Below are 13287 nucleotides of genomic sequence, written 5' to 3'. Positions count from 1 at the left end.
GCCCGATGCTTGCAATGGTGTTTTCTCCTGCATCGCCGACAATTGGTGCATCCCTTTTTCGTTCATAACCATTCCTGACCCTTATGAGTGCATTCAGCGAAGAACGTGTGCTGAGCGTCCACCACTGGACCGACCGCCTGTTCACCTTCACCACCACGCGCGATCCGGCCCTGCGTTTCTCGAACGGCCACTTCACGATGATCGGCCTGAAGGTCAACAACAAGCCCCTGCTGCGGGCCTACAGCATCGTCAGCCCCAACTATGAAGAGCACCTGGAGTTCCTCAGCATCAAGGTCGAGGAAGGCCCGCTGACCTCCAAGCTGCAGCACATCCAGGTCGGCGACACCGTCATCGTCGGGCGCAAGCCCACCGGCACGCTGCTGATCGACTACACGCTGCCGGGCAAGCGGCTCTACCTGTTCGGCACCGGCACCGGGCTGGCGCCGTTCATGAGCATCATCCGCGACCCCGAGACCTACGAGAAGTACGAGAAGGTCATCCTGGTGCACGGGGTGCGCCAGGTCGACGAGCTGGCCTACCACGACCTGGTCACCGACCACCTGCCCAAGCACGAGATCCTCGGCGAGATGATCGAGAAGCAGCTGCTCTACTACCCGACCGTGACGCGCGAGGAGTTCCGCAACATGGGCCGGATCACCGACCTGATCGAGACCAACAAGCTCACCGACGACCTCGGCCTGCCGCCGCTCAATGCCGCCGAGGACCGCGTGATGCTGTGCGGCAGCCCGGGCCTGCTGGTCGACCTCAAGCACATCCTCGAGGCCCGCGGCTTCAAGGAAGGCAACACGTCGACGCCCGGCGACTACGTCGTCGAACGCGCCTTCGCCGAGAAGTAGCCGGCGCGCCGAGATGGCCGAGTCCAAGGCAGCCCCGCGCAAAGGCGCGCCCAAGCCTGCGACACGCCGCACCGGCGTGCGCGAAGCCGCAGCGCAGGCCACGCGCGAGAGCATCCTGCGCGCAGCCACCAAGGTGTTCGCGAAGTACGGCTACGACGGCGGCAGCGTCGAGAAGATCTCGAAGGCCGCGAAGTCGTACGACCGCATGATCTACTACTACTTCGGCAGCAAGGAAGGCCTGTTCATCGCGGTGCTCGAAGGCATCTACCGGCGCATGGACGACGCCGAGGCCGCGATCGACCTCGACGCCTCGCGGCCGGTCGAGTCGCTGACCGCGGTGATCCGCTTCGTGCTCGGCTACTACCGCAAGAACCCCGAGTTCGTCACGCTGCTGAACACCGAGAACCTGCACAAGGGCCGGCACATCGCGAAGTCGCTGCGGGCCCGCGAATATTCGTCGCGGGCGATCTCCATCATCAGCGAGATCGTGGCAGCGGGCGTCGCGCAGGGACTGTTTCGCGACGACGTCGCGCCGCGCGACCTGTACCTGCTGATCGCGTCCACCGGCTATTTCTACACCTCGAACCGGCACACGCTGACCGCGTTCCTCGGCGAGCCCCTTGAGACGGCGGAGGCGGTCGCGCACTGGGAAGACTTCGTCATCGAGACCGTGCTGCGCACGGTCGATGCCGGCGCTTCGGAAGAAGATACAAACCCACCCCACGAGAGAAATATGACCCCCAAAGCTCACATGCGTTCGCAGCCCCCCAAGGGGGCGCAGGCCTCCCTTGGGGCGGCCCGGCGGGAGGCCTGAAATGAAAAGCCCCCACGCTCATCACTTCGTGTATTCGCTGCCCCCCGAGGGGGCGCAGGCCTCCCTTGGGGCGGCCCGGCGGGAGGCCTGAAATGGCAGAAGTCGCAACCGGCGCCAAGTCGGGCAAGGTCGTCATCCGGAACATAGGCCTGCTGCTCTCGGGCGATATCGACAAACCCATCCTCGACGCCGACACCATCGTCGTCGACGACGGCCTGATCGTCGCGGTCGGCAAGGAGAAGGACTGCGACACGGAAGGCGCGAAGACCGTCATCGACGTCAAGAAGACCTGCGTCGCGCCGGGCCTGATCGACAGCCACGTGCACCCGGTGTTCGGCGACTGGACCCCGCGCCAGGGCCAGATCGGCTGGATCGACTCGACCATGCACGGCGGCGTCACCACCATGATCTCGGCCGGCGAGGTGCACCTGCCCGGCCGGCCCAAGGACATCGTCGGCCTCAAGGCACTGGCGATCACCGCGCAGCGCGCCTTCGACAACTTCCGCCCCGGCGGCGTCAAGGTGCTGGCCGGCGCGCCGGTCATCGAAAAGGGCATGGTCGAGAGCGACTTCAAGGAACTGGCCGAGGCCGGCGTCGGCCTGCTGGGCGAGGTCGGCCTGGGTTCGGTCAAGGCCGGCTACGAAGCCAAGGAGATGGTCGCCTGGGCCCGCAAGTACGGCATCCAGAGCACCATCCACACGGGCGGCCCGTCGATCCCGGGTTCGGGCCTGATCGACAAGGACGTGGTGCTCGAGGCCGACGCCGACATCATCGGCCACATCAACGGCGGCCACACCGCGCTGCCCGAGGCGCATGTCTGCGAGCTGTGCGAGAAGTCGTCGCGCGCGATCGAGATCGTGCACAACGGCAACGAGCGCGTCGCCATCGCGGCGGCCAAGGCGGCGCTCGACCTCAAGTGCCCGCACCGCGTGATCCTCGGCACCGACGGGCCGGCGGGCTCGGGCGTGCAGCCGCTGGGCATCCTGCGCATGGTGGCGATGCTGTCCTCGATCGCCAACATCCCGGCCGAACTGGTGTTCTGCTTCGCGACCGGCAACACGGCGCGCATCCGCAAGCTCAACTGCGGCCTGATCGAGGTCGGCCGCGACGCCGACTTCGTCTTCATGGACCGCGCGCAGCACACCGCCGGCAAGACCCTGCTCGAGAGCGTGCAGCTCGGAGACATCCCGGGCGTCGGGATGGTGATGATCGACGGCATCGTGCGCTGCGGCCGCAGCCGCAACACCCCGCCGGCGACTGAAATTCCGGTGGTGGTTTAGCTCGCCCCAGTAGTCGCCTCGAGTCGCTGCCAGAGGCAGCGGCTCTTCGAAGCCGTCCAAGTCTGCGCAGGCAGGCTTGGAGCCGCGGCTCCTCAGCCCCCACACCAGCGGCCCGGCGAAGCCGGTTCCGCGGTGTTTCACGAAGGGGCCCAGCTGCGCCGGCCGGGCTACCTGAACACCAGGAAGCGCGCCGTCAGGAAATTGACCGCCAGGCCGGCGCAGCTGCCGACGGCGACGCCGAGCGCGGGCGCCAGCGGGCCACCCAGCCAATGCAGGGTCAGGGCGTAGGCCGCGTAGTTGACCAGCGCGCCGCCCAGCATGGTCAGCAGGTAGCGGGCGTACTCGCGCGCCAGCGACGCTTCCGAGCGCCGGTGACCGAAGGTGTAGTGGCGATTCAGTATCCAGGTCGCGGTCGCGGCCGCGATGAAGGACACCACGCGCCCGCCATACCAGCCGAGCGCCGGCGCCACCAGGTACAGCACGCCGAGGTCGACCACGAAGCCGATCGTGCCGACCACGGCGAAGGACAGGAACTCGCGACCGAGCTTCATGCCTTGCCGATGCGCTCGCGCACGCCCGGAATGCCGAGGTAGCACAGGCGCTTGGCCTCCTGCCGTCCGATGGTCACGGTGTGCAGCACCACGCCGCAGACCAGCGACAGCATCGCGACCAGCATGGTGCCGGTCACCAGCACGGCCGTGGGCTGCCGCGGGACCAGGCCGGTTTGCAGGTAGGTCAGGACCAGCGGCACGGCGAGGATCACGGACAGCAGCGCCAGCAGGCCCGCGATGCCGGAGAAGAACTGCAGCGGCCGCTCGCTCACGAACAGCTTGCAGATGGTCTTCAGGATGCGCCAGCCGTCGCGATAGGTCGACAGCTTGCTTTCGGAGCCCTCGGGCCGCGAGCGGTACGGCACCGGCACCTCGGCGAAGGGCATGCGCAGCTCGAGCGCATGCACGGTCAGCTCGGTCTCGATCTCGAAGCCTTCCGACACCGCCGGGAAAGACTTCGCATAGCGCCTCGAGAACACGCGGTAGCCCGACAGCATGTCGCTCAGATGGCCGCCGAAAAGTCTTGCCACGGCGCCGGTCAGCAGCGCGTTGCCGAAGCGGTGGCCGCGCCGGTAGGTCTGCGCATCGGCGCCGTCGTCCACGCGCGAACCGACCACCATGTCGAGGTTGCCCTCCGCCATCAAGGCGATCAGCCGGCGCACCTCGCTGACGTCGTAGGTGGCGTCGCCGTCGACCATCACATAGACATCGGCCTCGACGTCGGCGAACATGCGCCGCGCCACGTTGCCCTTGCCGCGCAGCGCGACATGGGTCACGGTGGCGCCGGCGGCGCGCGCCACGGCCGCGGTGCCGTCGGTCGAGTTGTTGTCGAAGACGTAGATCTCGGCCTCGGGCAGCGCGGCGCGGAACGCCTCCACCACCTGGGTGATGGCGAGCGCCTCGTTGAAGCAGGGGATCACGGCGGCGATGCGCAGCCCGCTGAGGTCAGGGTGGTCAGTCATTCTTGGGAGGCAGGATGCGGTAGGCCTTGGCGCCTGCTTTTTCGTACATCAGGGCGAAATGGTCAAGGAAGCCGGGCCGGGCTTCGAGCACCGGCGCGGTCCCGGCGCCCACCGCGATCGCCTCGAAGCCGAGGCCGCGCAGCTTGCGGGCGAACTCGGCCGGCGGCAGCACGATGAAATCGGAATAGCGCCAGGGCCCGATCGCATCGCCCCAGACCTGCGCCGGCCCGTAGTAGGTGGCTTCGATCAGCGCGATCTGGTAGACGCGGCCCGCCGCGTGCTCGCGCAGGTAGTTCATGACCGCATAGCCCGGAACGTGGGCCTCGAGGAAGGCCGCGCGCTCGGCCGGCGTGGTCGCGATCGTCGCGATGCTCCGCCGCGTCAGGTGGAAGGAGACCCCGACCCCCGCCACCAGCAGCAGCACGCCCAGCCAGCGGCCGGCGCGGTCGAGCGCGCCGCTCTGGCTCCAGCGCGGCAGCAGGCGGCGCAGCCCGCTCGCCACGCCGCCCAGCAGCGCCTGCCAACCGACCACCGAGACCAGCGCGATCAGCGGCACCGAGGCGGCCAGGTAGCGGGGATAGCGCGAGGTCAGGGCCCAGACGAGCAGGGAGTAGGCGCTGAACACCGCCGCCGCACGAACCGCGGGGGACCGCTTCCAGAGCAGGCCCAGCGGCGCGAACAGCACGCCCCAGAGAAAGCCGTTGGGCCACGCGGCATGGGACCTCACGTCGTCGACCTGATTCTTGTAGTCGGCCGGGATCCAGTTGGTGAATCCGAACAGCCGGGAGCCGATCGGGTTGAAAGGGTCGCCGGTCATGAGGGCATTGCGCGCATACCAATAGACGCAGGGGATCAGGAAGCACAGCAGCGCCACGCCCCAGACCTTGAGCCGGCGCTCGCGCCGCAGCACGAACAGGCCGACCAGCGGCAGCACGGTGAGCGCCTGGTACTTGGAGCCCGCGGCGACGCCGAGGAAGAAGGCCGCGAGCGCCAGCCAGCGCGGCTCGCGCGCGGTGTCGGCGGATTCGCGCCACCACCACAGGGCGGTGCAGGCCGCGAGCACGAAGAGCGCGACGGCGATGTCGATCAGCGCGCTCTCGAAGTCGGCGATGCCGAGCCAGATGGCGGCGGCCACGAGGCCGGTCAGCCGGCTCGCATGCTGCACGCCGAGCCGGTAGACCATCCACACCGACAGCCAGCCCGCGAGCCCGCTCAGCAGATGCGGCAGGACGTCGTCGCCGAGCACCAGCCCGGCGGCATGAATCAGGTTGTAGTTGTAGGGGAACCAGGGATAGCGCAACCATTCGTGGATGCCGAGCCGGCCGCTCTGCGCCACTTCGCGCGCATAGGGCAGGTGGTACATCAACTCGTCGAAGACGGCCGGCGGCGCCAGCGGCTCGACCAGGGCCGGCAGCGCGGTCAGCGCCAGTGCCAGCAGGGCCAGCTTCTCGACGAAGTCGAAGGGCGCGGGCGGCGCGCTTGCATGACGTTCGCGCAGCCAGGCCGGCGCCTGCAGCGCGACCGCCATCAGGCCGAGCGCGACCGTGCCGATCACCGCGGTCCGGCCGAACAGCCCGGCGATCGCGATCGCCTGGAAGACGCAGACGATGAGACCGAGACCGGCGGCGGCGGCCATCGCGGTCTCGAGCCCGCGGTCGCGCCGCGGCGGCGCGCCGATGCGCGCCAGCAGCGCCCGGCCGAAGCCCCAGCAGGCGACCACGAAGACCGCCGCCGCCGCATAGTGCGCGGCTCCGAACATCAACTTCTGAATAGGAACTCCCGCTCGCCGCGCCTGCTAGCGACGGCCTGTTGGTATCAAAGATTCGGCGCCAGCAGACGCTCGAGATCGGCCTCGCTCTCATGGCGCCGCGCCGCCTGGTCCTGCAACTGGTCGTGCCCGATCTTGCCGACGTTGAAGTAGGTCGCGTCGGGGTGGCTCAGGTAGAAGCCGCTGACGCTGGCGGCCGGCATCATGGCCAGGCTGTCGGTCAGCGTCATGCCGATCTCGGCGCAGTTCAGCAACTCGAACATCGGCCGCTTCACGCTGTGGTCCGGGCAGGCCGGATAGCCGGGCGCCGGCCGGATGCCGCGGTACTTCTCGCCGATCATGTCCTCGTTGCTCAGGGCCTCGTCGGCCGCATAGCCCCAGAGGTCGGTGCGCACGCGATGGTGCAGCGCCTCGGCGAAAGCTTCGGCCAGGCGGTCCGCCAGGGCCTTCAGCATGATCGCCGAATAGTCGTCGAGGTCGTCCATGAAGTACTTCTCCTTCTTCTCGACGCCCAGGCCGGCGGTGACCGCGAACATGCCCACGTAGTCCTTCAAGCCGCTCTCGCGCGGCGCGACGAAATCGGCCAGGCAGCGGCTGGGCCGCATCACGCCCTCGATCGCCTGCTTCTCGGTCTGCTGGCGCATGCCCCACCAGGTCAGCGCGACCTCGCTGCGCGACTCGTCGGTGTAGAGCGCGATGTCGTCGTCGTTGACGGTGTCGGCCGGCCAGAAGCCGATCACGCCGCTGGCCTTGAGCCAGCGCCCCTCGATCAGCCGCTTGAGCATGCGCTGGCCGTCGGCATAGACGCGCACCGCCTCGGTACCGACGATCTCGTCCTTGAGGATCGCCGGGAACGGGCCGGCCAGGTCCCAGGTCTGGAAGAACGGGCCCCAGTCGATGTACTTCGCGAGTTCGGTCAGGTCGAAGTTGCGGAACACGCGGCGGCCGATGAACTTGGGCACCGGCGGTAGGTAGTTCGACCAGTCGACCGGCGTCTTGTTGGCGCGCGCGCGGGCCAGCGGCCACAGCGGCGTCTGCTTCTTGTTGGCGTGCTGGTGCCGCACCTTGTCGTAGTCGGCGTTGATCTCGTCGATGTAGCTCGCGGCCTGCTCCGACAGCAGCGACTGCGCCACGCTCACGCTGCGCGAGGCATCGGGCACGTAGACCACCGGCCCTTCGTAATGCGGCGCGATCTTGACCGCGGTGTGCACGCGGCTGGTGGTGGCGCCGCCGATCAGCAGCGGGATCTTGCGGATGCGGAAATGATCGTCCTTCTGCATCTCGCCGGCCACGTACTGCATCTCCTCCAGGCTCGGCGTGATCAGGCCCGAGAGGCCGACGATGTCGGCCCCCTCGACCTTGGCGCGCGCCAGGATCTCGTGGCAGGGCACCATCACGCCCATGTTCACGACCTCGAAGTTGTTGCACTGAAGCACGACCGTGACGATGTTCTTGCCGATGTCGTGGACGTCGCCCTTGACGGTGGCGATGATGATCTTGCCCTTGGTGCGGACGTCGCGGCCGGCGGCTTCGTCCAGGCGCTTCTCTTCCTCGATGTAGGGGATCAGGTGGGCCACGGCCGACTTCATCACGCGGGCCGACTTCACCACCTGCGGCAGGAACATCTTGCCCTGGCCGAACAGGTCGCCGACGATGTTCATGCCGTCCATCAGCGGCCCTTCGATCACGTGCAGCGGACGGCCGCCCCTGGCCAGGATCTGCTGGTAGGCCTCCTCGGTGTCCTCGACGATGAAGTCGGTGATGCCGTGCACCATCGCATGCGAGAGCCGCTGGTTCACGTGCACCGGGTGCTCGGGCGTGCCGCGCCATTCGAGCTTCTTGCTCTCGTCCTTGGCGCCGCTCCTGGCCGTTTCGGCCACCTCGACCAGGCGCTCGCCGGCGTCGGGGCGGCGGTTCAGCACCACGTCTTCCACGCGCTCGCGCAGCTCGGCCTCGAGGTCGTCGTAGACGCCGACCATGCCGGCGTTGACGATGCCCATGTCCATGCCGGCCTGGATCGCGTGGTACAGGAACACGGTGTGGATGGCTTCGCGCACCGGGTCGTTGCCGCGGAAGCTGAAGCTCACGTTCGAGACCCCGCCCGAGACCTTGGCTCCGGCCAAGTTCTGCTTGATCCAGCGCACCGCGTTGATGAAGTCGACCGCGTAGTTGTTGTGCTCCTCGATGCCGGTGGCGATCGCGAAGATGTTGGGGTCGAAGATGATGTCCTCGGGCGGGAAGCCGATCTCGTCGACCAGGATCCGGTAGGCGCGCTCGCAGATCTCGATCTTGCGCTCGTAGGTGTCGGCCTGGCCCTTCTCGTCGAAGGCCATGACGACCGCCGCCGCGCCGTAGCGGCGCAGCAGGCGGGCCTGGTGGCGGAAGGGGTCCTCGCCCTCCTTCATGCTGATCGAGTTGACGATGCCCTTGCCCTGGATGCAGCGCAGGCCGGCCTCGATCACTTCCCACTTCGAGCTGTCGACCATGATCGGCACGCGCGCGATGTCGGGCTCGGACGCGATCAGGTTCAGGAAGCGCACCATCGCGGCCTTGCTGTCGAGCATGGCCTCGTCCATGTTGATGTCGATCACCTGGGCGCCGTTCTCGACCTGCTGGCGCGCGACCGCCAGTGCTTCCTCGAACTGGCCGTTGAGGATCATGCGCGCGAAGGCCTTGGAGCCGGTGACGTTGGTGCGCTCGCCGATGTTGACGAACAGCGCGCCCTCGCCGATCTGCACCGGCTCGAGGCCGGACAGCTTCATCGGGGGGACGGCGACGGAGGAAGGATCGGAGGACATGGGCTCACCTGTGGAAACGGGGTCAGGCGAGCGTCGTTGCACTCCAGTGGCTGGAAGCCCAAGCCTGACGCGGCCGGCCTGAAGGCCGGCGACGCTGCAACGCTCCTTGGGAGTGCGGATTTTAGATGATGCGCAGGTCGTCCACGCATGCGTGCCGGCGCGCAGGACGGGCCGGCCCGCGACTTGGGGCTCATGCCAGAAGAACAGCACTGAGCGCTCCGCTCGAATCTGCTTCGAGACGCTTGAGAAAGTCTCTTCCCTGAGCTGCGCTGACAGTTCCTAGTTAAAGCACGCCCGGCATCCGTCGAGTGAAGGGCCACAGGTCATACCTCCAGAAAGAAATTCCATCGGGGAACCCATCGCGATCGTGGAGTCTGTCGCAGTCGTTCTGCCTTCAGGACGACCCCTCTGGCTGGCAGGCGCATTCATGAGGGCAACCTGGCAAGAACTCGACATCGGCGCGTTTGACGTCGTTGCGCCTTCCCGGCCCGAACGAGCCGGCCTTGACCACTTCAACTTCCTTGGGTGAATGAATTTCGGCGGCCGCAAATTGCAAGGCATCAATCACTTGCCGAACCGCATGAGCTCGCCTCCACGCCAAGCTCTCTGCACTGCGTTCCTCTATATCTGAGCTGGCGCTGATATAAATGGCTTCCCTGTTCGGGTATTTGACCCGAAGGTCGGCAATCCAGTTTGCAAGCTCGAAAATTTGACTCGCCGAGATATAGCTGGAGTTCCGCTCGAATTGAATACCCATGTTTCGGATGGGAGTACAAGCAACAACAGCAGGCACGATCACCGACAAAACAAATGCAGCCAATGATTTAATCACCATAGACCACTCCATCGACCACGTAACCTGCAATGTTGTCAGCATTGATTCGCGACAGCTTTGGAACCCCGGTGTGCCGTCGGGCAGCATTGAGGCCATATCGAAGATCCACAGATGAGAAAGTGTCTCGGAAGTGAGTTACTTCGTGAATCAGCGTGCTCAGTTGAGAATCTTTACTCGGCGATATTTGCAGCAGTTCAAAAAATCCMCGATTGATTGCGATGGTGTGACTTCGAGTGTCAATGGGGCAAACTTGGGCAACGGGATTGTTGTCAAGCGGAGTGCAGCCTAGGTTGTGGCCCCAATCTGGCAGGTAGCGCACAAAGTTCTGGCACGTGAAGCTTTGGAGCAAGAACTTGCATTTCATCAGTCCCGCGCGAAGGTAGTTGCGCATTTCTTCATCTGCACTTCCAAACCACCGCTCCACGCGGTCACACTCAAAACTCTCCCATCTGAAAAGCTCGTGGGTTCGCTTCTCGATCAATCGGACTGCCATGTCGCGAAGGCCCAGCATCAGATCGCAAAATTCCCGATCCGATACGCCTATAGCGTCGTCTTCTGTTGGATTTTTCATGGATCGACAACATCCCTATGCGCGTTATGTATGGACTCGCTCAATCGAATGAACGCGAATGGCCCACGGRCATCATAGGCACATGAACTGTCAAAGAAGTGACGGAATGCCAGTTGTCGACCAGATATCGCCGTTGGGAAGAGATTTTCAGATCATTCCTACAGATGGCCACCTATCTCGCACGGCGGTACAGTGACCGCCAAGAGCACCGAGCCCGCCTTCAGATTGGCAAATCGCTGCGTCAACAGGCCTCGGGGGTCGCCACGAGCGAGGCCGATGCGGGCAAGCCGAAGATGGCGTCGAAGGCCCAGTTGAAGGCGAAGGTGTAGACCAGGAAGAAAACCACCAGTCCCAGGTCCATCACCAGCGCCTCCCACAGGCTCACGTCCAGCCACCAGGCGAACACCGGCACCAGGAAGGCCACCAGGCCGCCCTCGAAGCCGATCGCATGGGCGACGCGGCGGCGCAGGCTGCGGCCGCGCACCACCTGGCGGGATTCCCAGCGCTCGAACAGGGCGTTGAACGAGAGGTTCCACAGCACCGCGATCACCGACGCGATGACCGCCAGCACGCCCGAATGGCCCAGGCCCTGGCCCGACATCAGCGCCAGCCCGGCGCTGGCGGCCACGATGGCGATGCCCTCGTAGAGGCTGATGTAGACGACGCGGCGCTTGAGCCCTTGCATGAAATCGATCCTGTGTTGCTTGGTTTTAAGCTGGACTTTATGTTCATATGGCTGATATATAAAGTCATCTTCTTTCAGAAAAATTGATAAATTGGCTGCCATGAGTTTTTCCAGCGATACCGTTGAAGTGTTCCTTGCGGTCATCGACCACGGCTCCTTCTCCGCCGCGGCGCGGGCACTGGGCCGGGTGCCCTCGGCGGTCAGCATGGCCATTGCCAACCTCGAAGCCGAGCTCGACCTGGCGCTGTTCGACCGCAGCGGCCGCGAGCCGCAGCCGACCGCCGCCGCGCGTTCGCTCGAACCGCAGGCGCGCCTGCTGGCGGCGCAGTTGAAGCAGCTCCAGGTTCAGGCGCTGGCGCTCACCCGGGGGCTCGAGAACCGCCTCACGCTGGCGATCGCCCCCGAGCTGCTGGCGGCGCCCTGGAGCGGCCCATTGGCCGCCCTGGCGGACGAATACCCGTTGCTTGAGGTCGAGGTGCTGGCCGCGCCGCAGGCCGACGCGCTGGCGCTGCTGCACAGCGGCCGGGCCCAACTGGCGCTGGTCTTCGAACGCCCCAGCCTGGACGGCCGGGAGGGCTTCCAGGAGGTGGCCAGCGACACCATGGTGGCCGTGATGGCGCCCGACCACCCGGTGCTGGCCGCGGCCGGCGGACGGCTGCGCGAGGAGCACCTGACGACCACGCGGCAGATCGTGGTCGCCGGGCGCGACCTCGCCACCAGCGACCCGCGCTTCGTCTTCGCGCGCCATGTCTGGCGCACCGACAACGCGCTGGCCGCGCTGAGCCTGATCACGGCCGGGTTGGGCTGGGGCTGGCTGCCGCGCAACTTCGCGCGGCCGCATGTCGCGGCGGGCGCGCTGGTCGAGATTCCGTTCGAGAACCTGTCCAACGGGCTCGACCTGTGGGTCGACGTGGTCTGGTCGCGCGAGCGGCCGCTCGGCCTGGGCGCCCAGCGCTTCGTGTCGCTGATCGCCCGCAAGAAGGACTGAAGGCCGGCGCTCAGCCGCCTCGGCCGCCGCCCCCTCCGTGGCCACCACCCTCACCGCCTCCGTGACCACCTCCGTGGCCGCCACCGTGCCCGCCACCCTGGCCGCCACCGTGACCACCACCCTGGCCACCTCCGCGGCCGCCACCGCCGCCGCCCCCTTGCCCCGGTGGACGACCGCCGGTCTGGAAGCCGTTGCCGGGCGGCCGCGCCCCCGGGGGCCGGGATCCCCCGCCATGCGGCGGTTGGAAGCCGGGTGCCGGCAGCGGGCGGAACCCCGGGACCGGCGGCGGGCGGAATCCCGGCGCGGGCGGCGGGCGGAAGCCCGGCGGATGTGGCTGATAGCCTGGCCAGGGATTGGGCCGCCAGCCCGGCACCGGCGTCGGCAGGGGCCGCCAACCCGGAACCGGCGGCGGCGGCGGCCGACCGCCCCACCAGCGCGGCTGGTTGTACCAGGGGCGGTCACGGTAGTAGTTCGACCAGTAGCTGCCGATCGCAAAGGTCACCAGCGGAACGCCGATGATTGCGCCGTAGGTCGCCAGCGGCACCCGCTCCTCCTGGTAGGCGTATTCGAGGCTGGCCGCATAGGACCAGCCGCGCAGGCCGTCGGGCAGCACCACGTCGCACCAGCCGTAGCCGGCGGTGCAGCCCATCACCTGCAGCGACTGCCCGGGTGCCAGCGTGGCCACCAGCGGGTAGGCGTCGCCGGGACCGGCGCGCAGGTTGACGGGACCGCGGGTGAATGCCTGCTGGGCCGTCGCGGCCAACGGCACCATCAGTGCCATGGCGCCGAGGCCGAACCAGCGCAGAGCCTTGTCGTTCATGTGGATTTCCTTTGCGGACCAGGGTAGAGGGGGCTATCGCCCGATGTCAATCAGCCACGGCCTTCACCCAGAACGTCCCGGCGCACGCATTCGCGCACACGAAAAACGTTTGGAGAGCTTCTTCATCCCGGCTTCACGCGCGCCGGAACGACAGCCGATGCACGGATCAGGCCGGCGCCGGGCCGCCCCAAGGCGGCCTGCGGCCCCCTCGGGGGGCAGCGACCACACGAAGTGGGGGAGCGTGGGGGCCAGGCCGGCGCCGGGCCGCCCCAAGGCGGCCTGCGGCCCCCTCGGGGGGCAGCGACCACACGCAGTGGCGGCCTGCGGCCCCCTCGGGGGGCAGCGACCACACGCAGTG

At 67.0% G+C, this 13287-nt stretch carries 12 protein-coding genes and 1 riboswitch; of the genes, 4 read left to right on the top strand and 8 right to left on the bottom strand.

The window, feature by feature from the left end; translation table 11 throughout:
- The first annotated feature begins 83 nt into the window (after positions 1–83).
- The 3 genes from AC1D2E_RS26190 (at position 84) to AC1D2E_RS26180 (ending at position 2951) form a co-directional block, all read left to right on the top strand.
- Positions 84–857 carry a ferredoxin--NADP reductase gene (locus AC1D2E_RS26190; protein WP_478171117.1) on the top strand — a complete coding sequence of 258 codons (774 nt, stop codon included), beginning with the start codon at positions 84–86 and terminating at the stop codon, positions 855–857.
- A gap of 13 nt (positions 858–870) precedes the next feature.
- Entirely contained in the window at positions 871–1671 is an 801-nt protein-coding gene (locus AC1D2E_RS26185; protein WP_478200108.1) for a TetR/AcrR family transcriptional regulator, read from the top strand.
- 92 nt (positions 1672–1763) lie between these two features.
- A complete protein-coding gene (locus tag AC1D2E_RS26180) occupies positions 1764–2951 on the top strand; it encodes an amidohydrolase family protein (protein ID WP_478200107.1) in 1188 nt (395 codons plus the stop codon).
- Between the two features lie 167 nt (positions 2952–3118).
- Here the strand turns inward: AC1D2E_RS26180 and AC1D2E_RS26175 are convergent, their stop codons facing one another.
- The 7 genes from AC1D2E_RS26175 to AC1D2E_RS26145 all read right to left on the bottom strand — a co-directional run bounded on the left by AC1D2E_RS26175 (position 3119) and on the right by AC1D2E_RS26145 (position 11121).
- Positions 3119–3502, bottom strand: coding sequence for a GtrA family protein (locus tag AC1D2E_RS26175; protein WP_478200106.1), 384 nt, complete (start codon positions 3500–3502; stop codon positions 3119–3121).
- Positions 3499–4464 (bottom strand): glycosyltransferase family 2 protein, encoded by a 966-nt coding sequence (locus AC1D2E_RS26170; protein ID WP_478200105.1) that lies wholly within the window; start codon positions 4462–4464, stop codon positions 3499–3501. The genes AC1D2E_RS26175 and AC1D2E_RS26170 overlap by 4 nt, the downstream gene beginning before the upstream one ends.
- Positions 4457–6223, bottom strand: coding sequence for a phospholipid carrier-dependent glycosyltransferase (locus AC1D2E_RS26165; protein ID WP_478200104.1), 1767 nt, complete (start codon positions 6221–6223; stop codon positions 4457–4459). The genes AC1D2E_RS26170 and AC1D2E_RS26165 overlap by 8 nt, the downstream gene beginning before the upstream one ends.
- A 56-nt stretch (positions 6224–6279) precedes the next feature.
- The gene (metH, locus tag AC1D2E_RS26160; protein WP_478200119.1) at positions 6280–8994 is read right to left on the bottom strand and encodes a methionine synthase; all 2715 of its coding nucleotides are present in this window, start codon (positions 8992–8994) and stop codon (positions 6280–6282) included.
- Positions 8995–9051: 57 nt separating this feature from the next.
- Positions 9052–9144, bottom strand: a riboswitch (S-adenosyl-L-homocysteine riboswitch).
- Positions 9145–9424: 280 nt separating this feature from the next.
- The gene (locus AC1D2E_RS26155; protein WP_478200120.1) at positions 9425–9961 is read right to left on the bottom strand and encodes a hypothetical protein; all 537 of its coding nucleotides are present in this window, start codon (positions 9959–9961) and stop codon (positions 9425–9427) included.
- Positions 9855–10256, bottom strand: a complete 402-nt coding sequence (locus AC1D2E_RS26150; protein ID WP_478200118.1) for a M35 family metallo-endopeptidase — start codon at positions 10254–10256, stop codon at positions 9855–9857. Before AC1D2E_RS26150 ends, AC1D2E_RS26155 begins: the two co-directional genes overlap by 107 nt.
- Positions 10257–10677: 421 nt before the next feature.
- The gene (locus AC1D2E_RS26145; RefSeq protein ID WP_478200103.1) at positions 10678–11121 is read right to left on the bottom strand and encodes a PACE efflux transporter; all 444 of its coding nucleotides are present in this window, start codon (positions 11119–11121) and stop codon (positions 10678–10680) included.
- A 100-nt stretch (positions 11122–11221) separates the two neighbouring features.
- Here AC1D2E_RS26145 and AC1D2E_RS26140 point away from each other — a divergent pair, with 100 nt between their 5' ends.
- Entirely contained in the window at positions 11222–12109 is an 888-nt protein-coding gene (locus AC1D2E_RS26140; RefSeq protein ID WP_478200102.1) for a LysR family transcriptional regulator, read from the top strand.
- 10 nt (positions 12110–12119) lie between these two features.
- Here the strand turns inward: AC1D2E_RS26140 and AC1D2E_RS26135 are convergent, their stop codons facing one another.
- On the bottom strand, positions 12120–12929 hold the full coding sequence (locus AC1D2E_RS26135) for an SH3 domain-containing protein (protein WP_478200101.1): 810 nt from the start codon (positions 12927–12929) through the stop codon (positions 12120–12122).
- Between the last annotated feature and the right edge of the window lie 358 nt (positions 12930–13287).

The sequence above is a fragment of the Variovorax sp. P1_H2 genome, from assembly GCF_056405295.1.
Note: the sequence above shows the minus strand (reverse complement) of the source record. Positions and strands in the feature narration are given on the sequence as shown.

What these genes read in the sequence shown, in the direction of transcription:
- metH (WP_478200119.1), bottom strand. Translation starts at nt 8,994, where the DNA reads ATGAAGCTGTCCGGCCTCGAGCCGGTGCAGATCGGCGAGGGCGCGCTG.
- AC1D2E_RS26165 (WP_478200104.1), bottom strand. Translation starts at nt 6,223, where the DNA reads ATGTTCGGAGCCGCGCACTATGCGGCGGCGGCGGTCTTCGTGGTCGCC.
- AC1D2E_RS26175 (WP_478200106.1), bottom strand. Translation starts at nt 3,502, where the DNA reads ATGAAGCTCGGTCGCGAGTTCCTGTCCTTCGCCGTGGTCGGCACGATC.
- AC1D2E_RS26170 (WP_478200105.1), bottom strand. Translation starts at nt 4,464, where the DNA reads ATGACTGACCACCCTGACCTCAGCGGGCTGCGCATCGCCGCCGTGATC.
- AC1D2E_RS26135 (WP_478200101.1), bottom strand. Translation starts at nt 12,929, where the DNA reads ATGAACGACAAGGCTCTGCGCTGGTTCGGCCTCGGCGCCATGGCACTG.
- AC1D2E_RS26155 (WP_478200120.1), bottom strand. Translation starts at nt 9,961, where the DNA reads ATGGCCTCAATGCTGCCCGACGGCACACCGGGGTTCCAAAGCTGTCGC.
- AC1D2E_RS26145 (WP_478200103.1), bottom strand. Translation starts at nt 11,121, where the DNA reads ATGCAAGGGCTCAAGCGCCGCGTCGTCTACATCAGCCTCTACGAGGGC.
- AC1D2E_RS26180 (WP_478200107.1), top strand. Translation starts at nt 1,764, where the DNA reads ATGGCAGAAGTCGCAACCGGCGCCAAGTCGGGCAAGGTCGTCATCCGG.
- AC1D2E_RS26185 (WP_478200108.1), top strand. Translation starts at nt 871, where the DNA reads ATGGCCGAGTCCAAGGCAGCCCCGCGCAAAGGCGCGCCCAAGCCTGCG.
- AC1D2E_RS26140 (WP_478200102.1), top strand. Translation starts at nt 11,222, where the DNA reads ATGAGTTTTTCCAGCGATACCGTTGAAGTGTTCCTTGCGGTCATCGAC.
- AC1D2E_RS26190 (WP_478171117.1), top strand. Translation starts at nt 84, where the DNA reads ATGAGTGCATTCAGCGAAGAACGTGTGCTGAGCGTCCACCACTGGACC.